This is a genomic window from Clostridium sp. Marseille-Q7071 (genome assembly GCF_965112025.1).
Window position 1 is genome coordinate 1879062 of record NZ_CBCOPR010000001.1, and the last position, 25496, is coordinate 1904557.

Genomic DNA, 25496 nt, shown 5'->3' on the forward strand with positions numbered 1-25496 from the left:
CGGTTATTTTAAAACTAGGAATATTTAATTAAATTTACATATAATATATAAATTTATTTAGTATTGTTTTCTTTTAAATATTCTTCTTCATATTTTAATAATTTATTTATAACTTCATTTGTTACAGCATTAACTTTTTCAAAATCCATATTTGGTATATATAGTTTTTCAAGTTCATCATGTAATGCCTTAGCATTTTCTATACAAGATAAGGCTTTATTTAATAGTATATAAAAGGTGTTTTTTACCTGTTCGATTTCATCCTTATTTTTTTCTATAGAGGATGAATTAAGGAAACTAGTCATGTCAAATATTCTTCCATCAAAAGTAAGTTTATTAATTTCATTTGAAGTAATAATAGCTGTATTTAATTCAGGGATTAAAACATGTTCAATCTTATCTGGCATTAGTGGAGTATGAAGTACTTCTACATAATATCCTCTTCTAACACCTTCTTCATATAAGTACTGAAGAACATCAGTCTTTCCTGTACCAGGAGGACCTTTTAAAATATATATATTTTCATAGTCTTCAATTAAATTTGTTATAAAGCTTATGACTCCAGCTGGAGTAAAGGCAGTAGCGAATAAATGTCTGTCATAGCCTAATTTAGAAATATCTTTTTTAAATATGGTATTTTTTAATTCCTCTTTAAATACATTTATTTTGTTCATGTTTAAAGCATCATTATTGAAAGTATACCAGTCTTCATAAATATCTTTTGCAGCAGCTAAAAATCTGTAAGCTCTTTTGAATGTTTTACCTATTTTTTTATTACTATCAATAATTAGATCTTTAGAATCTTTAAAATCATCTTCTCTCCAACATTCACCCATGTTTAATATTTCATCTACTGCACCAGGATTTATAGGATCAACCACATGAGGTGATGTTGCATCTAACAGTGCAACATTAAGTCCTTTAACTACAACTCCATCTAGAGAATTGCTGTCAGAGGAACAATGATGATATTCTACAGTATATCCTTTTTCTAAAAATAAATTGCCAACTTTTTTCATTAATGAAGATTTTCCAGTACCAGGACCACCCTTTATACATATAATTCTTCTAGCTTCATCTTGAGAAAGAATATATCTGTAAAGTGAATAAAATCCTTTAGATGTATTGCCACCTAAAAAATAGTGCCTTTGCTTTTTTAACATATAAGATCACACTCCATAATTTCATATCAGTATATGATATTCATTTATTTGCAAAAAGTTAACATGTAATACTTTAAATGTATGCAATCTATATTATACTATAAATCAAAGAAATGGTTAACATTTATGTTCAATATTAGCAAAATCAACGAATTTTACATGATGATTTTAAAAAAAATTTTAAATTTCTCTCTTATAAGAAAAATATTAGTAATTGTGAGCTGTGAATTTAATAACTCTATTTATAAAACTAAAAATAATCAATTATTTTCACATATACTAATTTTGCAACTGATATATCTAGATATAGCATTACATTTATGTTTGTATTAAACCTTAACTTTGCTGCAACTTATATAAGATAGTGAACTGCTACCACTTACTTCGTTGAAGTGATAGCTTCGTGGTCAATACTCCCAACGGAGCAAGTTTACCCACGCTCAAAAGGTCGAACCAACCTCGTTATAATACCAAAATTACATTGCTAATTTCAGTAGATTTTTACTAGCATTTATATCTCTATCATGGTGAGTACCACAATTCGGACAAGTCCATTCTCTAAGTGCTAGATTTCTTACTTCTTCATTTTTATAGCTACATTCAGAGCATAATTGGCTACTAGCATAATTACTAGGTGCTATAACTAGTTCTCTCCCATACCAATCAGCTTTATATTCTAACATCCTTCTAAATTCTGACCAGCTAGCTTCACTTATAGCTTTAGCTAATTTATGATTTTGCTGCATGTTCTTAACTTTTAAGTCCTCAATAACTATAGATTGGTTTTCTCTAATTAATTTTATTGATAACTTATGTAAAAAATCTGCCCTTTGATTTGCTATTCTTTCATGTAATTTAGCTACTTTTAATCTTGCTTTATTTCTATTGTTACTACCCTTTTGCTTTCTTGATAAGTCTTTTTGTAACTTAATTAATCTTCTTTCTGATTTTCTAAGATACTTTGGATTAGGTTCTCTATATTCATCTGAGCATATTGCAAATTCTTTCAGGCCCATATCTACACCTATTTTTTTATCAATTTTAGGCAATTTAGTATTTTCTGTATCAACTAATATAGAAACATAGTATTTATTGCTGGGTGTTTTAGATATAGTACAACTCTTAATTAATCCATTGAATTGTCTATGCTGTTTTATCTTTATCATAGTTTTAAATTTTGGTATTTTTATTTTATTATTTTTAATATATACAGTACCTTTTTGATTATTAGTTGTGTAACTATGATAATTACTTTTCTTATTTTTGAATTTAGGAAATCCTACTGACTTATCTCTAAAAAAGTTCTTATAAGCTTTGTCTAAATTTAATTGTTCATTAGCTAAAGCTAAACTATCAACTTCTTTTAGCCAAGGAAATTCAGTCTTGTATTGTGCAGGTGTAGGATATTTAATTTTTTTAATATCTAAATCTTTGTTTTCTTCGTAAGATTTAATTCTATCCGCTAACATTTTATTATAGATAAATCTACTACAGCCAAATGTTTTAGCTAAATATAATTTTTGTTCTTCATTTGGATAAATTCTATATTTATAAGTCTTTAATATATCCTCACCTCATTTCATTCCTTGATTTTCTATATATTTTTAACTATATCTATGGTCACGCTCCCAACTGCTATAAGGCAATAACTTCTATCTTAAAAATATTTTTTTCATAACTGTTTTTTTACTTGAGGAAATTCCTTTTTCATCAATCTACTACTAGCACTCTTATAAGCATTTATGAATTTTGATAACTTACTATTAGAATGTGCTTTGAATAATACATGAACATGATTTCTATAATATTCCCATTCTACAGTTGTTATATTATAATTTTTGCTTATATTATTAAATATATCTTTCAGTCTTATACTTACATCATCGCTAACTTCTATTCTGTAGTATATTACTAATACTAGGTGGTAATATACTGAGAATACTTAATAATTGTTACTATCTAAATCCATTAGTATCACTACTTTCTGTAATTTAATATAGTATAAGCACGTTATTTTTACGTATTCATCACCACCTTACTTCGTTGGAGATGAGGACTTTTGCTAGGTTACGTTAAATTTTATATAATAATATATATTCTTTGTTTAAGATAAAAATATTATTTTTTGAATTTATTATGATGTAATATAAAATTGAAATTTGAGAAATTAATATAGTTAATAAGATTATAAAAAGATATATATTTAATTTATAAAATAACCCCATGTACAAATTTTGTACATGGGGTTTGTAGTTAATATAAATTTTAATGAAGTACTACAGTCTTTTCTTATTCCACTCCAAGATAATCTTTATCTATAGTTATAATAACATTATATTTGGAGTGAATTTTTTTTATTGAATTATCTATATCTTTAATCAGCTTATGCTCTTCATCTTTTGATAGATGATGGCTTACATCTATAACTGCATCAAAAATTAAGTTTTTTATCTCACCTTCACCTACAACTCTAAAGTCATGTATAGATTTTATTATAGGAAATTCTTCTAAAACTTCATCTAGTATATTTCTATCATTTAAAACATCTTCACTATTTGTATTAATAGGATCCATATGTATAACTAGATAAATATCAAGTTCTTTAGAAACTTCTTTTTCTGCTTTATCTATAATTTCATGAATTTTTACTATAGAAATATTACAAGGTACTTCAGCATGTATTGAAGCTATTATTCTTCCAGGGCCATAATTATGAATCATTAAATCATGTACACCGCATATATTGTCATAGCTTAATACTGATTTTTGAATACTTTCTACTAATTCTTTATCCGGTGCCATACCTAATAATGGATTTAGAGTATCTTTTACTAAATTATAACCTGCATAAAGGATTATCAATGATACTACAATCCCCATGTATCCATCTAGTGGAAATGAAAAAAAATTAGAAAGTAACAAAGATAATGCTACAGTACTTGAAGATATAACATCACTTAAGGCATCTACAGATGAAGCTTTAAGTGCAGAAGAGTCTATAGTTTTTCCAACATATCTATAAAAACTGCTAAGCCATACTTTAAATAAAATAGATACTAAAATTAATAAAAAGGGTATTAGAGAAAAATTTACTGGTGTTGGGTTTTTAATTCTTTCTATTGAACTTAAAACAAATTGAAATCCTACAATCATTACAATAAATGCTACAATAAGTCCAGAAATATATTCAATACGTCCATGGCCAAAAGGATGCTCTCTATCAGCAGGTTTACTAGCAAGCTTAAAGCCAAAAATAGTTATTACTGATGAACCTACATCTGATAGGTTGTTAAAGGCATCAGCTATTACAGCAATACTATTACTAAAAATACCTATTGTAACTTTTACTCCAAACAATAATAGGTTTATGAGTATTCCTATAATTCCACCTAGATATCCATACTTTTCTCTTACATCTTTGTTTTTTACATCTTCATAATTTTTTATAAACTTTCTTACAATTAATTTAGAAATCATCTAATCACCTCAATGAAGCATATTTATTATCACTAAATTATACCATAATATAATAAATATGTTTTAACAATAGCAATTAACTATAAAAGACAAAATTGAATTTAAAATTTATTTAAAGGGTTTTCTATATAGATTATAATTCAAAGAGTGCTTTCGATAATTTGTGCTATATCTTATTATTTCAAAAATTCATAGAAATATTATGGAGAAATTTGTTATACTAAAGATATATATAGATATATTAGTTCTAATATTAATGTATATGTGAAAATAATTGCTACTTTATTAGTAGTATAGTTAAAACTTTAAATTTACAATTCACAATGCAAAATTCACAATTATGGATATTTCTCAGCAGAAGCTGAGAAATTTAAAATTGATTTGTTTTAAAGTCATATTAGTCACTTCTTATAAATAAGCTAGAAGTTATAGTCTCTTTAAAGTATTAGTTAAATTTATTGGTGTTGTTCTGATCTATACTGCATCTCAGTGGAACCCTTATACAATTGAAAATTGACTATTGAAATTGGAGAATTATTGATGCTTTTCCTTTATGGAAGAAGTTTTTAATTGATTTATTTTTAGAGTGACACAATTACCTTTACTAAAAAATCTATTTAAAGAAATTAATTTACAAAATTAATTTCAACCTTAATTGTGAATTTTGAATTGTGCATTATTTTAAGTTGCTAATTGAAATATTTAACAGCATAATTATTAATTATAAATTAACTTTAAAAGTAATTTATCTATAAATATTTTCGGAGGTGTATAAAATGTCACAACAATTAGAGTTTGCAAGAGACCTTATTGATTTTTTATATGAAAGTCCAACTGCTTTTCATGCGGTTAAATCAGTTAAGGGAAGATTAAATAAAGCTGGATTTACAGAAGTTAAAGAAGAAGATAAATGGAATTTAGAAAAAGGTGGAAGATACTATACAACTAAAAATAATTCAGCATTAGTTGCTTTTGTTGTAGGTAATGGAGAAATAGAAGAACAGGGATTTAAACTAGTAGGTGCTCATACAGATTCACCAGGATTTAGAGTAAAACCAAATGCTGAAATGACGGTAGAAGACTCTTATGTAAGACTAAATACAGAAGTTTATGGTGGTCCTATATTAAGTACTTGGTTTGATAGACCTTTAGCTATAGCAGGAAGAGTGGTTCTAAAAAGTGAAAGTATACTTTATCCAAAAACAACACTTATTAATATAAATAAACCATTATTAATTATACCTAATATAGCTATACATATGAATAGAGAGGTAAATAAGGGTTTTGATATAAATGCACAAAAGGATACATTACCAGTTTTATCATTAGTAAATGAAAGCTTAGAGAATGGTAATTATTTATTAAATGCATTAGCAGAGGAATTAAAAGTATCTAAGGAAGAGATTATTGACTTTGACTTATATCTTTATGAATATGAAAAAGGAAGCATAATAGGACTAAATAATGAATTTATATCTAGTGGAAGATTAGATGACCTTCAAATGGTTCATGCAGGAATTGAAGCTTTAATAAGAGCTGATATTACTAAGGGAACTAATGTTATGGTTTGTTATGATAATGAAGAAGTGGGAAGTTCAACTAAGCAAGGTGCGGATTCTGACATGTTATCTAACATATTAGAAAGAATAGTAATATCTCAAGGGAAAGGTAGAGAAGAATTCTTTAGAGCATTAGCTAAATCTTTCATAATTTCAGCAGACAATGCTCATGCCGTTCATCCTGCTGCACCAGAGAAACATGACCCAACAAGCAGACCGCTTATGAATAAAGGACCAGTTATAAAAATAAATGCAAATCAAGCGTATACTACTGATAGTGATTCCGATGCAGTTTATGAGGAGGTTTGTAAAAGTGCGGGAGTACCTGTACAAAAGTTTGTTAATCGTTCAGACTTAAGAGGTGGCAGCACTATAGGACCTATAAACTCAACACATATTAACATTCGTTCAGTAGATATAGGAAATCCTACTTTAGCGATGCATTCAATAAGAGAACTAGCTGGAGTAGAAGACCATACTTATGTAATGAAATCTTTTATAGAATTTTATAATCTATAATTTGATAAGAGCTAATACGATATTTAATGTATAAACTAAATATCGTATTAGTTTTTTATATATAAAGCAATATACCTATACCTTTAAATATTTCAATTTATAATTAAGGTTGAAATTAATTTCTTTAAAGATTTAGCTGAAAGGTATAACTTTTTAGTTGTTCTCTAATAAAAACAAACTATTGAAAAATATAAGGAGAGGAGTTTTATATTATTATGTATGATGATTATGTTTTAGAAACTTTAAGCTCAGTATTAGAACATATAAATATTGGGATAATTATCTATGATATTAATGAAGAAGTTAAGTTCTTGAATAACACTGTAAAAGATGTTTTTCAAATTGAGGAAGAAGTAGTAGTAGGTAAAGCCATAAGTGATATTTTGCCAAAGTACCAACAAGTTAAAATGTTTAATAGATATAAAAGTGAAAGCAATAGCACTATAAATTTGGAAGAAAAAATTATTCTATTTAATTCAGCTGAACTTGTGAAAAATAATCAGCTTATAGGAACAATTTGTGTATTTAAAGATATAACTGAATTGAAAAAAGCACAAGCACAGTTAAATATAGAAAAGGATTCTACAGAAATATTAAGAACTGCTTTAGATATGGCATATGATGGAATAGTAGTAGTAGATGACAAAGGATATGTAACTGAAATAAGTAAAGCCTATACAGATTTTTTAGGAATTGATCATGAAAAAGCTATTGGCAAACATGTTGAGGATGTAATTGAAAATACTAGAATGCATGTTATTGTAAAAACAGGAAAAGAAGAAGATGCCCAGTTACAAAGTATTAAAGGTAAATATATGATAGCTGATAGAAAACCTATAGTTATTAATGGAGAGATAAAAGGTGCTATAGGAAAAGTTCTTTTTAGGAATATAACTGAGCTTAATTTTTTTTATAAAAAGTTCAGTAAAATCCAAAAGGAACTTGAGGATTACAAAGGAGAAATTCAACAACTAAATAGTGCAAGTTATTCTTTTTCAGATATTATTGGTAATAGTGATGAGCTACTTGAAACTAAAAGATTAGCTAAAAAAGCAGCAGCTACCGTTTCAAATGTTTTATTAATTGGAGAAAGTGGAACAGGAAAAGAATTGTTTGCACATTCTATACATAAAAATAGCAGTAGAAAATATGGATCTTTTGTTAAGGTAAATTGTGCAGCAATTCCATCTGATTTATTAGAGTCTGAGTTATTTGGTTATGAAAAAGGAGCATTTACTGGTGCAAAGAAAGAAGGAAAGATGGGAAAGTTTGAATTAGCAGATGGTGGTACTATCTTTTTAGATGAAATTGGTGATATGCCATTACATATGCAGGTAAAGCTTTTAAGGGTAATACAGGAAAAAGAAGTGGAAAGAGTAGGATCTATTTCCCCCAAAAATGTAGATATAAGAATTATTGCTGCCACAAATCAAAATCTTAACGATATGGTTAAAGAAGGAAAATTCAGGGCAGATCTATATTATAGATTAAATGTTGTTACTATAAAAATTCCTCCTTTAAGAGATAGAAAAGATGATATTGCATTATTGACCAATTTTTTATGTAATAAAATTTGTAAAAAGTTAAATAAACAACCATGCAAAATTTCAAAACAAGTGTTAGAGTATTTTAACAATTATAAATGGGAAGGTAATATTAGGCAATTAGAAAATACAATAGAGAGAGCTATTAATGTAATTGAAGAAGAAAATATACTTTTACCTAAGCATTTACCTGCAGAAATAACAGGAGCTAAAATAAGCACAAAAATAAAAAAACTCGAAGACATTATAAATGATGCGGAAAGAAATGCAATAATAGCTGCAATAGAAGCTTGTGATGGCAATAAATTAAAAGCAACGAAGCTTTTAGGGATAAGTAGAACCACCCTATATGAAAAAATTAAGAAACATAAAATTATTTGAAAATTGTATCTATTATAAGAAAAATGTGCTAAAATTCGTACACATTTTAAGGTTAAATCTTAAAGTGTACGAATTTTAGTACATTTTTTTATTTGTAATTTTAAAAATATACGGAATTCCTTACATAATTAAAAGAAAATTCAGAATATAACTTAGAGATTTTTAAGGTTACACTTTAAGAATCTACTGAATTCAATGGTTATAGAAGAATTTTTAAAGGAGTTCATATATTGGCATGGGTATTGCTTTAATTATAGTCAATAAAAATAATAGTTATTTTTATAGAGGGAGGAATTTATTAGTGAATAAAGTAAAAGCTGTGTCAGAAGCTGTAAAAATGATTAGAAATGGTAGTACTGTTGCTATAGGAGGCTTTATTGGAACTGGACATCCAGAAGAGATAACCTCACAAATTGAAAAAAGCTATTTGAACCAAGGATTTCCTAAAGACCTTACTATTGTATATGCTGCTGGTCAAGGTGATTCAAAGGAAAAGGGACTAAATCATTTAGGACACGAGGGATTAGTATCAAAAGTAATAGGGGGACACTGGGGACTTGCACCTAAACTTCAAAAATTAGCATTAGATAATAAAGTACAGGCTTATAATCTTCCACAGGGAGTAATATCTCATCTTTTTAGAGATATTGCTGCTAAAAAAGTTGGAACTATTACTCATGTAGGATTGCAAACCTTTGTTGATCCTAGAGTTGAAGGTGGAAAATTAAATGACATAACTAAGGAAGATATTATAAAAGTAATCAATATTGAAGGTAAAGAAAGATTGCTATATAAGACTTTTCCTATAGATGTCAGCATAATAAGAGCAACTTATGCAGATGAAAAAGGAAATTTATCTTTTGAAAAGGAAGCCACTACTTTAGAGTCTATTTCAATAGCGCAAGCTGCAAAAAACTCTGGTGGAATAGTGATAGCTCAAGTAGAATCGGTTGTTAAGTATGGAAGTTTAGATCCTAAGTTAGTAAAAATTCCTGGAATATATGTGGATGCTGTAGTTATAGCACAATCAGAAAATCATATGCAAACATTTTCGGAACAATTTAATCCAGCATATTGTGGAATGATAAAAACTATTTTAGATACTAACAAAAATATGAATTTAGATGAGAGAAAAATAATATCAAGAAGAGCAGCTATGGAGCTCATACCTAACTCCATAGTGAATTTAGGAATAGGTGTTCCAGAGGGAGTTGCATCCGTCGCCAATGAAGAAGGAATAGCAGATATGATGACTTTAACAGTAGAAGCAGGACCGATAGGGGGAGTGCCTGCCAGTGGATTAAGTTTTGGAGCATCATTAAACCCTGAATGTATATTGGATCAACCATATCAATTTGATTTTTATGACGGAGGAGGACTTGATATAGCATTTTTAGGATTAGCTCAATGTGATAAAAACGGAAATGTTAATGTAAGTAAATTTGGTCCTAAAATAGCTGGATGTGGAGGATTTATAAACATAACCCAAAATGCAAAGAAAGTTATATATTGTGGTACATTTACAGCTGGTGGTCTAAAAGTGTCCGTTACCGATGATAATCTACTAATCGAACAAGAAGGAAGAACTATAAAATTTATTGATGAAGTAGAACAAATAACTTTTAGTGGAGAATATGCAAAAGAAATAGAACAACAGGTTTTATATATAACAGAAAGAGCGGTATTTGAATTAAGTAAAAAAGGATTAACTTTAATAGAAATAGCTCCAGGTATTGATTTAAATAAAGATATATTAAATGAAATGCAATTTAAACCAATAATATCAGAGAATCTCAAAATTATGGATAAAAGAATATTTAGAGAAGAAGTTATGGGGATTAATGTAGGGTAAAAATGAAAATTAGGAAGGAGTCATACTATGTTAGGTGTTTTAGGTATTATAATTTCCTTATTACTATTGATGTATTTAGCTTATAAAGGAATTACAGTTTTAATTTTAGCTCCATTACTAGCAATGCTTGCAGTAGCATTTTCAGGTGATCTTCCGATGCTTGCAAGTTATACAGAAGTATTTATGAAAGACTTTGCAGGATATGCTAAGACTTATTTTCCATTATTCTTATTAGGGGCTATATTTGGTAAAGTAATGGACGATTCTGGAGCTGCAAAATCTATTGCAAATTTTATAGCCAACAAGCTTGGAAAAGATAAAGCTATACTAGCAGTAGTACTATCTTGTGCAATATTAACTTATGGAGGAGTTTCTTTATTTGTTGTTGCTTTTGCAGTATATCCAATAGCAGCTGAATTATTTAGAGAAGCTAATATACCGAAAAGGCTTATACCAGGAACAATAGCTCTAGGAGCATTTACTTTCACAATGACAGCATTGCCAGGAAGTCCTCAAATACAAAATGCAATTCCTATGACTTATTTTGGTACAACTGCATGGGCAGCGCCAATACTAGGTATTGTGGCATCAATCGTAATGTTTGGCGTAGGTATGTGGTGGCTTAACAGAAGGGCGAGAAAAGCCATGGAAATTGGTGAAGGTTATGGTAATCATAAGGAAGAAATAGAGATGTTTGATATAAGTAGCCTACCTAATGTTGGTATAGCCATTATGCCAATAATTGTAGTACTAGTGCTTAATTATATATTAGGAAAGTATTTTGGTAATATGAATGCAGAATATCTTAAAGATTTTGGAACTTCTATAGATAAGGTAAAAGGTGTGTGGAGCTTAATAGTTTCATTGGCTATATCAATAGTAATGGCAATTATACTATTAAGAAAGAATTTTAAAAGTATTATAAAAACTGTGAACCAAGGAGCAATTGGATCCTTACTAGCAATAATTAACACATCATCTGAAGTTGGATATGGTAATGTAATAAAATCATTAGGAGCCTTTGCTTTAATTAAAGGAGCAATACTCTCAATACCTGGTACTCCACTTATTTCACTTGCTGCATCAACAAGTATATTAGCAGGTATAACAGGTTCAGCATCAGGAGGAATGAGTATAGCACTAGGTGCATTAGGTGATATATATATGCAAAAAGCAATAGCCCTTGGAATTAGTCCTGAGGCATTCCATAGAATAGCAGCTATTGCCTGTGGAGGGTTTGATACATTACCACATAATGGAGCTGTAATAACATTACTAGGAATCACAGGTCTTACACACAAAGAATCCTATATTGATATTGGAATGTGCACAGTAGTTATTCCAGTTCTAGCCACAGTAGTATGTATAATTTTAGCTAGCTTTGGAATTGTGTAAATATTTAGAAAATAAGGAGTGTTATTATGGGAAAGTCAATAAACGAATTACAAATAGGAGATAAATCTTATATAGAAAAAACCATAAGTGAAACGGATGTATATCTTTGCAGGTATAACTGGAGATTTAAATCCAGCTCATATAAATAAGGTGCAATCAGAACAAACTATGTTTAAAGGCAGAATTGCTCATGGTATCTTAGTATCAGGATTAATTTCAGCAGTATTAGGAATGCAATTGCCTGGAACAGGGACAATATACTTAGGGCAAAATTTAAAATTTACAGCTCCAGTTAAGATTGATGACACAATAAAAGCAGAAGTAGAAGTAATAGAGATGATTCCTGAAAAAAATAGAGTAAAATTAAAAACCATCTGCACTAATCAAGATGGAATAGTAGTTGTTTCAGGAGAGGCCTTGGTTATGCCACCAAAATGTGTACAAGTTAGCTGATAAATTAAAAATATGAAATTAATATAAAGTCTAAATTGAACTACAAGATACTATTAGCTAAGCTTATGTTATATGGAACTTTTAATTTGTTTAGGTAATAATTACAAGGCCTTGACTATAACTTTTATTATGATATAATAATATAAATTTTATATAAATATTTTATATTATACTTTAATAATATAAAATATTTATAATATCTTCGTATAACCCCAATAATATGGTTTGGGGGTCTCTACCAGGAATCCAAAATTCCTGATTACGAAGAAGATACCTTATGGGTATTTTCTTCGTAATCAGGATTTTTTATTATTTAACATTTATTATAGAAAAGGGGAGTAATATGGAATTGATAAAGTTACCTAAAATTGAATTACATTGCCACTTAGATGGTAGTGTTAGACCTGAAACAATTGTTGATATAGCACAGAAAGAGAATATAAATATTCCTAGTTCAGATATTAATATTATTAGAAATATGATGATTGCGCCTTTAGAATGTACCTCTCTTTCTGAATACTTAGAAAGATTTGCATTACCTATAGATATTATGCAGTCTAAGGAAAGCTTAAGAAGAATTGCTTATGAACTTATGGAAGATGCAGCAAAGGAAAATACAAAATATATTGAAATTAGATTTGCACCACTACTTCATACTAAAAAAGGATTAACTATTGAAGAAATAATATCAAGTGTATTGGAAGGAATTAAAGATGGAGAAAATGATTATGATATCAAAGGTAATTTAATACTATCTTGTTTAAGAAATGTTCCTGTAGATACTGTTTATGATGTGGTGGAAGCGGGAAGAAAGTTTCTAGAAAAAGGTGTAGTAGCTATAGATTTATGTGGTAATGAAGAAGCAGAATTTTCTAAAAGATACATAGAGCCTATTGCATTAGCGAGAGAATATGGATATAGAGTTACTATTCATGCTGGTGAAACAGGAATAGGAAAAAATGTTTTAGATGCTGCACAAATGCTTAAAGCTGAAAGAATAGGTCATGGAGTTTTTATAAAAGATTGTCCTGAAGCTTATGATATTGTAAAGAATAAAGCAATAACACTTGAAATGTGTCCAACCAGTAATATTCAAACTAAGGCAGTAAATTCTTACGGAGATCATCCTATTTTTAATTTTTACACTGATGGAATAAAGGTGACAGTTAATACTGATAATAGAACTGTATCAGATACAACCTTAAGTAATGAATATAATGCTATATTTAAAGAATTTAGTTTAAACTATGAAAATTATAAGGAGCTTTATTATAATAGCGTTAATGCAGCCTTTGTTAGTGAAGAAATGAAGGAAGAGTTAAGAAAATTCATATAAGTATTATATAAAAAGTCGTGATTTATCACGACTTTTTATATACCATGCAATATTGAATTATATCACTATTGGTCAAGTTTATATTCTTTATAAGTTTAAAGCCAAAATGTGTATATAAATTTATATTTTTTATATTTTGAGTTTCTAAAGTACAACAAATTCTTCTTTCATCAGCTTCTTTTAAAATCTCATTCATAATCTTGCTCATATATTTTTTACCTCTAAAATTTTTTTGAACAACAATTAGATCTAAATGAATATATTCATTTTTTACTATATCTGTTATCCAAGCAGAACTCATTTTCTGGAGAGTAAAAAATCCTTTTATAAATGTTTTTACATTTACATATCTACATATTTTAAAAGATTTTAATGTAGCTATAAAAACTTTAGAGATATATTGAAATGATGAAGTAAATTTTTCTGAATGAAATATAAGAGCAATGGCTTCCATATCTTCAGAGGTGCTATATAAACTGCTATAATCGTAAAGTAATTCAATATAATTCTCAAAGAATATGTTCAATACATCTAGCCTATTAGAGGTATGAGGAAGTATGTGCTCATATAAGGGATCATCTAAAAATTCCTTTGCAAAAATCTTTGAGGCCTTTTTTAAATCTTTTCTTGAGAGTTTAACTAAGTTACAAATAATCCCACTCCTAAACTTTTTATTTTTAATTAATTATAGCGCATCAATTTTAACGAAGTAAAGAAAAATATATACATATATAAGTTATCTTTAAATTAATATATAGCTTAATATAGATGGGACTTTAAATATTTCAACTATAATTGCAAATTGTATAAATGAATTGAAAAATCATCATTAAAATATTAGAACATAAATAATAGGACTATACCTTTTGATATAGTCCTATTATTAATATTTAAATTCAGTATTATTTTTAAATATAACTTTTATTTAAAGTATTTATACTTATTAAGTGTTGGTAAAAAGGTTAATATCATTAGGGATACCCCCATAATTAATATTTCACCTGTTGATTTTATTATGTTTTTATTTATAAGGAAAGCAACTAAAATCATATATCCACCAATGAGTAAATATAAAAATCTTTGGCAAAATATAAATCTTTTTTTATTTGATATAACTTTTCCGTTTTCTTCATACATTGCAAGGATCTTTTTCCAAGGCATGAATAAAGCCAGTAAGAGCTGTAAAATTCCTGCAGCAATCAGTATTATAATAATTAAGTTTTTCAAATTAAATCCTCCCTACAATAAAGAACTATATTATAATTCAATCCTCTAATTCAACATTAATTACATTGTACACTATAGATGGACTACTTCCAAATTTAATTTTATACATTTTTAAAACTAATTTATAACAAACTTTATTCCAGAAAACTTAATATACAGTAATAAATTATGATTACCTAGGAAATAATATACAGGTGACAATATATATTGAAAGTGAGGATTTTTATGGAGTACATAGTTATATTATCGATAGTTTTCTTAGTAGCATTGAGAGTTGTTACATTAAGAAAATGTAGTGATGATGATTTATTAGATTATATTAAGATAGGTGAAAATAATAAAGAGGATTTAAATAGCTTAGCTATGGAACTTTCACAAAAATACAGTGATATAACTAATAAGAGCTGTAAAAAATCTCTAATTTATAATATTCAAAAGTGCTATAAAAAGATTATTGCTTGTCATGATGAAATAAATGAGGAGTACAAAAAAAATTGCGATATTATACAAGGTGGAGAATGGATATTAGATAATATGTATATTCTAGAGAAAGAATATCATGATATAAAACTTAATATGCCACATAAATATTATAAACATTTACCTGTAGCTAAAAGAGGTATATTTAAGGGATATCCTAGAGTTTATCAAATTGCGGTAGAAGTTGTAAGTAATAGCGAAGGAAACTTAAATGAAAATATAATTAAAGAGTTTATTAACAGTTATCAAAAAGAAACTATATTGACCATGGGTGAACTATGGGCATTACCAATTATGATTAGAGCTGCTTTAATTCAAAACATAGGAAAAACTTGTGAAGAAATTTCTTTTACAGTGAGAGAAAAAAAGAGAGCAGAAATTTTAGCACAAGATATAATTAACAGTCAATTAGATGGAAGTTTAAAAAATAATTTTCATGAAACACTAAAAAAACAGAAAATAACTACTACTTTTGCAGATCATTTATTAAAACTTTTAAGAGATAATGGAATAGAAAATAATGAAATTAATAAAGTGATAGAAGACAAATTAGAGCTTAAAGAAATTAATATGGACACTGTAATAGCTACTTCTTATAAAAGAGAAAGTAAATTTGAAACCATATTAGGTAATAGTATTACATCTTTAAGAGATGTGGATAGTTTAAATTATAAAAGGCTTTTTGAAGAAATATCTATAGTTGAGCAAATATTAAAAGAAGATAAATTGAAAGTTTACAATAATATGGATTTTCAATCTAAAGATTATTATAGGCATGTAGTAGAAAAAATATCAAAGCAGAGTAATATTCCAGAATCTTATATTGCAAAAAAGGCTTTAGAATGTTCAAATGAAAGCACAGAGAAACCCTATGAAGATCATATTGGGTATTATTTATTTGATGATGGAAGAAAAAAATTAAATAAAAAACTAAATATTAATTATAAAGGCTTTGAAAGATTAAAAAACTATATAAAAGGGAAGGCAGTTACATTTTATGTAACAACTATTATTCTATTAACTATTATTTTATCTGCAACCTTTGTATATTGGAGCTATATAAATGATTACAATTTTAGGTTATGGAAGTACATATTAGCGGTATTGATAACAGCTATACCTCTTAGTGATGTTGTAATTTCTATACTGAATTGGAGTATTACTCACTTATGTATTCCAACCATAATGCCTAGAATTGAATTCAACAATATACCAGATGACTATAAGACTGCAGTAGTAGTGCCTACTATTATAAATGACAGCAAAAGAGCTAAAGAATTAGTAGATAATTTAGAAGTTTATTATCTAGCTAATAGAGATGAAAATCTGTTTTTTGTATTATTAGGAGATTTCAGAGATAGTGATAGAGAAGTATTAGAAGATGATAAAAAAATTGGTGAAGATACCATTAGTTATATAAGAGAATTAAATGAAAAATACTGTAAAGATAAGGATGATAAGTTTTTCTTTTTATGTAGACATAGAGTATATAATGACAGAGAGAATCTTTATATAGGTTATGAAAGAAAAAGGGGAAAAATAATGGAGTTTAATGCTCTATTAAGAGGAGAAAAAAATACAACTTATAATATTTTTAGTAGTAGTATCGAAGAGTTAGGAAAGATAAAATATGTAATAACTTTAGATGCTGATACAGTACTTCCTAGAGAAGCAGCTAAAAAACTTATAGGTGCAATGGCACATCCTCTTAATGTAGCATATGTAGCCAAAGAAAAGAAGGCTGTATTAAGAGGTTATGGGCTAATGCAACCTAGAATTAGTATAAGTCTTTTAAGTTCGAATAAAACCTATTTTTCTAATATATTTTCTGGAGAAACAGGGATAGATATTTATACTATGGCAGTATCTGATGTATATCAAGATCTTTTTGGAGAAGGTATTTTTACTGGTAAAGGTATTTATGATTTAGACGTATTTGAATATATGTTAAAAAATGAAATACCTGAAAATAGAGTATTGAGCCACGATTTATTGGAAGGTTCCTATGTTAGGGCTGGGCTTATAACAGATGTGGAGTTAATAGACGATTATCCAGCTTATTATAATTCAAGTTCCAAAAGACTTCATAGATGGGTTAGGGGAGATTGGCAGCTTATCCCTTGGCTATTTAAGAAAAGTCCAATAAATAGATTATCTAAATGGAAAATTTTTGACAATCTTAGAAGAAGTTTAATTTCGCCTTCTATGATAATACTACTATTTTTTACTTTAATAAAATTATTACCTGATGGAACTGATAAATGGTATATGGTTGCATTTATATCTCTCATCACACCTATACTATTTGATGTTACTGAATATGTTGTATCACCACTAAAAGGCATTAGCTTAAGTGGAAGAATACAAGATGGAAAAATGGTATTTAAACAAGTATTTTTTATATATGTATTTTTACCTTATCAAGGATATTTAATGCTAGATGCTATAATTAGAACTATTTATAGAATGACTATATCTAAGAAAAATCTATTACAGTGGCAAACAGCAGCAGATGTAGAGAGAACTTCAGGGAAAAGTCTAAAAGCATACATATACTCTATGTGGTATGGTAGTATAATTTCTTTAATTATACTGACTGCAGCTTTTTATAACAACATAAATGTAGGATTGTCTTTATTACCAAGTTGTATCTTATGGTTTTTAAGCCCTATGATAGCATGGTTAATTAGTATTGAAAATGAAAAAGAGATATATACCATGGGAGAAAATGAAGAGGCTACAATAAGAAGGATAGCTAGAAAAACTTGGGCATATTTTGAAGATTTTATAACTGAAGAGTGTAATTACTTAGGGGTGGATAATTATCAAGAAGAACCATATAAAGGTGCAGCATTAAGAACTTCTCCTACTAATATGGGAATGAGTATTATTTCAAATATAACTGCTGTAGATTTAGGCTATATTAGCATTTTAAAAGCTGTAAAAAGAATAGAAAACTCTATAAATAGCATGGAAGAATTAGAAAAACATAGAGGACATTTTTTAAATTGGTATAATAGTGAAACTAAAGAACCATTATATCCAAGATATATTTCCACAGTAGATAGCGGAAATTTAGCAAGTTATTTGTTTACTACTTATGAAGCTTTAAATATCTATGAAGAAAAGCCTTTTATTACGTCTATCACTAAAGGAATTCAAGATACAATTAGCTTAGCAGCGGAAGAAATTGAAAGTTTTCCATCTAAACAATATATATATTTGATGCTTCAAGATGAATTTGATAACAATACTAATGATTTGATTTCTTTTAGGCACAATTGCTGTAATTTATTATTAAGGGTAAAAGAAATATTAGAAATTCAAGATTTGAAGTCAACTTATTGGACTAACAAACTTATAGAAGACTTACAAGGCTATATCAAAGAAATAGATAATATATTTCCTTGGATTACTCATTTGGAGTGTTATGATGATGATATTTTAAATGAAATAGATAATATTGCTACCTATAATACATTAAAAGAGTATGAAAGTAAGATTAATGTGTTAATGGGAAAAGTAAAATCAAGTGAAGGAAAGTCTTTTCTAAAAAACAGTATAAATAAAATAAACACATTAATAAACTCTATAGATGAAGTAAAAGAAAAAGTATTAAATATGGCTTATGCAATGGATTTTTCTATACTTTTTGATAAGGATAGAGAATTATTTTCCATTGGCTATGATTTAGAAAGTAATAGTAGAGGAAAAAGTTATTATGATCTTTTAGCTTCAGAGGCAAGACAGGCAAGTTTTATAGCTATTGCTAAAAATGAAGTACCAACAAGCCATTGGTTTAAACTTGGAAGAGCTATGACCACTGATGGTGTAGGAAAAGGGTTAGTATCTTGGAGTGGTACTATGTTTGAATATTATATGCCTAGGCTTATAATGAAAAATTATCCTAGCACTCTATTAGATGAAAGTTATGAGTTTTCTTTAAATTCACAAATAGAATATGGAAAAAATAAAAAAGTTCCATTTGGTATTTCAGAAAGTGCTTATTACAACTTTGACATGGATTCAAATTATCAATATAAGGCCTTTGGAGTGCCAACATTAGGATTACAAAGAGGTCTTGAAAATGAATTAGTTGTGTCACCTTACTCAACTATAATGTCACTTATGGGAAATCAAGAAAAGGGATTTAAAAATATAGGCAAACTTATTCAAGAAGGGTCCGAAGGATTATATGGTTTTTATGAAGCTATAGATTATACTCCAGATAGAGTTTCAAAAGATGTGAATAAGCAAGTTGTAAAATGTTATATGATACATCATTTAGGTATGAGCATAATGGCTATAGATAATATATTAAACAATAATATACTCCAAAAATATTTTCATTCAATGGCAATGGTTCGAGCTACAGAGTTATTATTGCAAGAAAAGATTTCTAAAAGAGTAATTTATGATAGAGAAAAGAAATATGCAATTCAGAAAAGTATGCATGATATACAAAAGATTATACCTAGAAAAATTGAATCTCCAGTTAGCAAGTATCCTATAATTGGTCTTTTATCTAATAATAATTATAGTGTAATGCTAACAAATAGTGGTAGTGGATATTCAAAGATAGATAAATTACTACTTTATAGATATAGAGAAAAAAATGCAAATAATAATACTGGTATGTTCTTTTATGTAAAAGATATTAATAATGGAGAATATTTTTCTTCAACCTATGAACCTTGTAGGGAGCATAGAGAGAAATATACTGCTAATTTTTATTTAGATAAAATTGAGTATACAAGAAACGATAGTGAGTTGTTGACTAAAACTTCTATAGTGTTATCTAAAGATGAGAATTTAGAGCTCAGAACTTTAGAATTAAAAAACAATAGTGAAGAAGAGAAAATATTAGAGATCACCAGTTATTGTGAGGTTGTACTTCAGGAATATGATGGCGATTTAGTTCATCCTGCCTTTGGAAACTTATTTATAAAAACAGAATTTATAGGAGAAGATGACTTAATAATAGCTAATAGAAATCCTAGACATAAAAATGAGAAAACTCCTTATATGATGCAATATGCAGTAGTAGAAGGAGAGGTAATAGGTGCTTTAGAGTATGAAACTTCAAGAGCAAAATTTATAGGAAGAGGTAACGATAAGAATGCTCCTCAAGCTATAAAAAATAATATAATGCTGACTAACACCGTAGGTGCTGTACTTGACCCTATTATAAGCTTAAGAAAGAGAGTTAAAGTAAAACCTAAAAGTAGTTGCAAAATTCATTTTTTAACTTCTTTTAACTATGATAGAGAAGAATTGATAGGAATTTCAAAAAAATATAGTGAAGTAGAAACAATAAATAAGTTATATAGTTTAAGTTTTGAATATTGTCAAAAAGAAATGAAAAACTTAAATATAAAATCTACTCAAGGAAATTTATATCAGCAATTAGCATCAAAAATATTATTTTTAAATTCTAGCTATAGAGAAAGAGAAAAATATATTATAAAGCTCAATAAAGGGCAAAGAGATTTATGGGGATATGGAATATCTGGCGATATACCTATGGTTTTAGTAGTGGTAGAACAAGAAAAACACATAGATATTGTAAGGCAAATTATCGATGCTCATAGTTATCTAAGAAGAAAACATATATTTTTTGATTTAGTAATATTAAATTTAGAACCTATAAGTTATAAACTTCCTCTTCAAAAAAGTATAAGAGATTTAATATCTTCAACTAACTTGAAGTATCTAGAGAATAAAAAAGGTGGAGTATTTTTACTTTCATCAACTATACCTGAAGAAGATATAAACTTGTTTAAAGCGATATCTTCTGTAGTTGTTCAGGGCGATAAGGGAACTTTAGCTTCACAAATAAATTATATGGAAAAGGAAAATAAAATAGTCTTTTTAGAGGATGATACAAAAAAAGAGAAGAAAAGATATAACTATAAGGAAGATATAGATATTAAAACTCCACAACTAGAGTATTTTAACCAATATGGTGGCTTTGGAGATAATGGGAAAAATTATACTATTATACTTAAAGATAATCAGAATACCCCTGCACCTTGGATAAATGTAATAAGTAATCCTAATTTTGGATTTTTAGTGTCTGAGAGTGGAACATCTTATACTTGGTTTAAAAATAGTAGGGAAAATAAGTTAACCATATGGAACAATGATTATATTGTAGATTATTGCAGTGAATGTATATATATTAGTGATGGCCAGGAAGTTTGGAGCCCAACACCAAAGCCTATAAGAGATAATAAAACTTATATAATTGAACATGGTTTTGGTTACTCTAAATTTGTCCATTATAATTTTGGAATAACTTCTGAAACTACAATGTTTGTACCTATAGATGAAAATGCAAAGCTCATAAAATTAAAACTTAAGAACAATGAAAATTATGAACGAGAATTACGTGTAGCCTATTATGCAGAATTAACTATGGGTGTTGTTAGAGAAAATACTTACAAAAAAATCTTTACTGAAATAGATAATGACAAGTCATATATATCCAGTAAGAATTCTTATAATACACCATTTAAAGATACTATATGTTATTTAACTATTAACGGAGAAGAACAGATATCTTTTAGTGGAGATAAAGTTGAGTTTTTAGGAGAAGAAGGTAACATTTCAAATCCTAGAGCTATGAAATATAAGGAGCTAAGAGGTACCTATGGAGGAGGATTAGATCCTTGTTTGGCATCAATGGCCACTATTAAACTTAAAGAAAATGAAGAAAAAGAAGTTGTCATTATTTTTGGAGCTGAAGAGAGTAGAGAAGTTTTAGAGAAAACCATAGAAAAGTATAGAAGTATAGAAAATGTAAATGCTTCCTTAAAAGAAGTAAAAGATTATTGGAATATACGTTTAAATACACTTCAGGTTAATACTCCAGATAAAAGCTTTGATATAATGATAAATGGATGGCTCATGTATCAAACTATATGTTGTAGGCTATGGGCTAGAACTGCATTTTATCAATGTGGAGGAGCATTTGGCTTTAGAGATCAGCTTCAAGATGTTATGGCAACATGCTATTTAGATCATAAAATTACTAAAAATCAAATTCTCTATGCTGCTTCAAGACAATTTGAAGAAGGAGATGTACAACATTGGTGGCATCCAATTATAGATAGTGGAATTAGAACTAGGTTTAGTGATGATTTATTATGGCTTCCTTATGTAGTTAGTGATTATATTGATAAAACAGGAGATTATAGTATTTTAGATGAAGAAATATACTATTTAAAAGATGAAGAACTTAGAGAAGGTGAAGATGAAAGATATAGAATTTCACCTAGATCGGAGTTAAAAGAAAGTTTATATAAACATTGCTTAAGGGCTATAGAAAAATCATTAAAATTTGGAGAACATAATATACCATTAATGGGTAGTGGTGACTGGAATGATGGAATGAGTACCGTAGGCAATAAAGGAAAAGGAGAAAGTGTTTGGCTTGCATGGTTTTTATATAGTATCTTAAACAGCTTTAAAAATATTTGTAGCTTTAAAGATGATGATAAATCTTATAAAAAATATGATGAAATACAGCAGTTTATAAAAAAATCTCTAGAGGAAAATGGATGGGATGGACAGTGGTATAGAAGGGCTTACTTTGATGATGGTACTCCATTGGGATCATCTTATAATGAAGAGTGTAGAATAGATTCACTAAGTCAATCCTGGTCTGTTATTTCTGGGGCTGGAGATAAAGAAAGAGCAGAAGAAGCTATGAATAATCTTTATAAATATTTAGTAAGAGAAGATAAGGGAATGATATTATTATTAACTCCTCCTTTTAAGAAATCAAAACTTGAGCCAGGATATATTAAAGGATATATACCAGGAGTTAGGGAGAATGGAGGTCAATATACTCATGCTGCTACTTGGGCAATACTGGCTTTTGCTAAAATGGGTAAATGCGATATTGCGATAAAACTCTTTAACATGATTAATCCTATAAATCATAGTAGTGATTATTTATCCACAGAAATTTATAAAACAGAGCCTTATGTAATGACGGCAGATGTTTATTCTGTTGAGCCTCATGTAGGTCGAGGTGGTTGGAGTTGGTACACAGGAACTTCTTCATGGATGTATAAAGTAGCTATTGAGGGAATTTTAGGATTTTCTATTAAAGATGGGAAAGGATTCACTATAAATCCTTGCAGCTCTTTACCTTGGGAGCAATATGAAATACAATATAAGTTTAATAAGGCTATTTATAATATTAGGATTAAAAAAGGTGACAAAAAGAGTATTTATCTTAATAATAAAAAAATTGAAGATAATTTTATCCCTTATTTTGATGAAGGACAATATAATATAGAAGTAACTTATAATTAATACATTTTTTAAAAAAATAATAAGTTAACATTTAACTATAAACTATTAACTAAAAAAACGTGGTGGTTAACCACGTTTTTTTAGTTAAAATCTTCTTCTATAAGTTCAATGGTGATTCCATCCATATCCTTTACAAATATGATTTTAGCGCCTAAATCTGTAGTTATAGGTCCCTGTAAGATTTCAATATTTTCACTTTTAATAATATCTAACATTTTATCTATATTTTCAACATGAACTATTACAGACATATTAGACTTAGATGAGCTTTCAGAGTTTATATTATTATTTTTTATAAATTCAATAAGGTTATTGTTTTCATCACCTAATATTATTATGTGTACATTAGGTTGAGGAGTAAAATTTCTTTTTTCTTTAAGATTTAAAAGCTTTTTATAGAAATTTGTAGATATTTCCATGTCTTTTACAAAAATTGTTGGGTAAATAGATTTTATCATGTACTTTCCTCCTAAAACTAAATATTTTAAATTTTATGGTATACATTCTTAATTTCCTTATATTTTGATTATAACAATTTTTTGAATTTTTCACCATATAAAAATACCTAGCTTTAAAAGCTAGGTTAAGGCATTTAAAATAAATTATTTTTTCTTTAAAGTTTTTTCAGATTTAAAACCAGGTATATCTGAACCACTATTATAAGTATAGTCGAATTCTTGATTGGAGATATTATTTGATACAATATTATCTCTTACATTATCAGGAAGCTTTGTATAATCTTTTAATGAATAAGCTCTAACTTCTTTTAATGGTGCTTCTAAAAATTCGCGTTCATTTGGTCCATAAGAGTTTTTTTTCCTCTTCGCCATAAAAATCACTCCCTTATATAAATATGATTTAATTTAAGTATTTTTCAAAAAAGCTAGTCATTATATTAATTTACTTTCTGTCACACCACCTATAACGTGGATAGAACTTATCAATGTAAGTTAACTTTTAACCTGATATAAAATATTACTATCATTTTTAACTAGTTATTTTATTTCAGACTCTTACAGTTATTTTGCGTACAATATAAAAAATAATACTAAATATATTTTGGATAAATTATAGAATTAAAAGGAGAATATTTCTTTTTGTAGAATAAGATAATTAATGATACTAAAATTAGAGAATTTGTAATTTTATCCATATTTATGACAATTGTTATAAATATGGCTTTAATACAAATTGCAGTATAGTAAGTACTAGTATTTTAGCATATAAAAAATAACTGATCAGTATGCACATTTATTTCGTGGTATGTTATGTCTTTAGGATGGATGATAATCTAACTACTATTGGAATATATATATGCATGACGGAAAATATACTTGGCATCTTTGACTAGTTATTTCTTTATATAGTTACAATTTTTATTAAATAAGGAGGAATTAATATGACAGAATTAAGACAAGTTTATAAATGTGATATTTGCGGAAATATGATAGAGGTTGTACATGCTGCTGGAGGTAGTTTAGTTTGCTGTGGTAAACCTATGACTCTTAAAAAAGAAAATACTACTGATGCAGCTAATGAAAAGCATGTTCCTGTGTTAGAAGAAGTGGATGGAAAAGTTGTTGTTAGAATAGGTTCAGTAGAGCATCCAATGACACCAGAACATCATATTGAGTGGATAGAACTTCATACAGAAGATAGAGTTTACAGAAAATATTTAAGCGTTGATGAAAAACCAGAAGCTGTTTTTAGCACAACTCTGGATAAAGTTTTATACGCAAGAGAATATTGTAATTTGCACGGATTGTGGAAATCATAAAAACTATT

14 protein-coding genes, 2 pseudogenes and 1 riboswitch are annotated in these 25496 nt (G+C 27.9%); of the genes and pseudogenes, 8 read left to right on the plus strand and 8 right to left on the minus strand.

The window, feature by feature from the left end:
- Positions 1–53 precede the first annotated feature (53 nt).
- The 4 genes and pseudogenes from ACWPW7_RS08725 to ACWPW7_RS08740 all read right to left on the minus strand — a co-directional run bounded on the left by ACWPW7_RS08725 (position 54) and on the right by ACWPW7_RS08740 (position 4640).
- Positions 54–1163 (minus strand): PRK06851 family protein, encoded by a 1110-nt coding sequence (locus ACWPW7_RS08725; protein WP_454053216.1) that lies wholly within the window; start codon positions 1161–1163, stop codon positions 54–56.
- A gap of 476 nt (positions 1164–1639) precedes the next feature.
- Positions 1640–2728, minus strand: a complete 1089-nt coding sequence (tnpB, locus tag ACWPW7_RS08730) for an IS200/IS605 family element RNA-guided endonuclease TnpB (RefSeq protein WP_454055489.1) — start codon at positions 2726–2728, stop codon at positions 1640–1642.
- Positions 2729–2737: 9 nt separating this feature from the next.
- Positions 2738–3072, minus strand: a pseudogene (tnpA, locus tag ACWPW7_RS08735) (IS200/IS605 family transposase).
- A 380-nt stretch (positions 3073–3452) separates the two neighbouring features.
- A complete protein-coding gene (locus ACWPW7_RS08740) occupies positions 3453–4640 on the minus strand; it encodes a cation diffusion facilitator family transporter (RefSeq protein WP_454053217.1) in 1188 nt (395 codons plus the stop codon).
- Between the two features lie 776 nt (positions 4641–5416).
- Here ACWPW7_RS08740 and ACWPW7_RS08745 point away from each other — a divergent pair.
- From ACWPW7_RS08745 to add, 6 genes and pseudogenes are all read left to right on the plus strand, one after another.
- Complete coding sequence (locus tag ACWPW7_RS08745) at positions 5417–6718, plus strand: M18 family aminopeptidase (protein WP_454053218.1); 1302 nt, start codon at positions 5417–5419, stop codon at positions 6716–6718.
- Between the two features lie 215 nt (positions 6719–6933).
- A complete protein-coding gene (locus ACWPW7_RS08750; RefSeq protein WP_291563025.1) occupies positions 6934–8643 on the plus strand; it encodes a sigma 54-interacting transcriptional regulator in 1710 nt (569 codons plus the stop codon).
- A 301-nt stretch (positions 8644–8944) separates the two neighbouring features.
- Complete coding sequence (locus tag ACWPW7_RS08755) at positions 8945–10495, plus strand: acyl CoA:acetate/3-ketoacid CoA transferase (RefSeq protein WP_454053219.1); 1551 nt, start codon at positions 8945–8947, stop codon at positions 10493–10495.
- A 27-nt stretch (positions 10496–10522) separates the two neighbouring features.
- Positions 10523–11890 carry a GntP family permease gene (locus tag ACWPW7_RS08760; protein ID WP_454053220.1) on the plus strand — a complete coding sequence of 456 codons (1368 nt, stop codon included), beginning with the start codon at positions 10523–10525 and terminating at the stop codon, positions 11888–11890.
- A gap of 26 nt (positions 11891–11916) precedes the next feature.
- Positions 11917–12343 (plus strand): annotated as a pseudogene (locus tag ACWPW7_RS08765) (MaoC family dehydratase).
- A 182-nt stretch (positions 12344–12525) separates the two neighbouring features.
- Positions 12526–12625: riboswitch (purine riboswitch) on the plus strand.
- 61 nt (positions 12626–12686) lie between these two features.
- Positions 12687–13679, plus strand: coding sequence for an adenosine deaminase (add, locus tag ACWPW7_RS08770; RefSeq protein WP_454053221.1), 993 nt, complete (start codon positions 12687–12689; stop codon positions 13677–13679).
- 25 nt (positions 13680–13704) lie between these two features.
- On the opposite strand, the gene ACWPW7_RS08775 is transcribed toward add, so the two are convergent.
- Both ACWPW7_RS08775 and ACWPW7_RS08780 read right to left on the minus strand, forming a co-directional pair.
- Positions 13705–14205 (minus strand): GNAT family N-acetyltransferase, encoded by a 501-nt coding sequence (locus tag ACWPW7_RS08775; protein WP_454053222.1) that lies wholly within the window; start codon positions 14203–14205, stop codon positions 13705–13707.
- 395 nt (positions 14206–14600) lie between these two features.
- On the minus strand, positions 14601–14906 hold the full coding sequence (locus ACWPW7_RS08780; RefSeq protein WP_291563009.1) for a hypothetical protein: 306 nt from the start codon (positions 14904–14906) through the stop codon (positions 14601–14603).
- A 225-nt stretch (positions 14907–15131) separates the two neighbouring features.
- Here ACWPW7_RS08780 and ACWPW7_RS08785 point away from each other — a divergent pair, with 225 nt between their 5' ends.
- On the plus strand, positions 15132–23711 hold the full coding sequence (locus ACWPW7_RS08785) for a GH36-type glycosyl hydrolase domain-containing protein (RefSeq protein WP_454053223.1): 8580 nt from the start codon (positions 15132–15134) through the stop codon (positions 23709–23711).
- Between the two features lie 80 nt (positions 23712–23791).
- On the opposite strand, the gene ACWPW7_RS08790 is transcribed toward ACWPW7_RS08785, so the two are convergent.
- Together ACWPW7_RS08790 and ACWPW7_RS08795 are read right to left on the minus strand one after the other, a co-directional pair.
- On the minus strand, positions 23792–24169 hold the full coding sequence (locus ACWPW7_RS08790) for a VOC family protein (RefSeq protein WP_291563003.1): 378 nt from the start codon (positions 24167–24169) through the stop codon (positions 23792–23794).
- A 144-nt stretch (positions 24170–24313) separates the two neighbouring features.
- Positions 24314–24541 carry a hypothetical protein gene (locus ACWPW7_RS08795; protein ID WP_291563000.1) on the minus strand — a complete coding sequence of 76 codons (228 nt, stop codon included), beginning with the start codon at positions 24539–24541 and terminating at the stop codon, positions 24314–24316.
- A 569-nt stretch (positions 24542–25110) separates the two neighbouring features.
- On the opposite strand from ACWPW7_RS08795, the gene ACWPW7_RS08800 reads away from it, so the two are divergent.
- The gene (locus ACWPW7_RS08800) at positions 25111–25488 is read left to right on the plus strand and encodes a desulfoferrodoxin (protein WP_291562997.1); all 378 of its coding nucleotides are present in this window, start codon (positions 25111–25113) and stop codon (positions 25486–25488) included.
- Positions 25489–25496 lie beyond the last annotated feature (8 nt).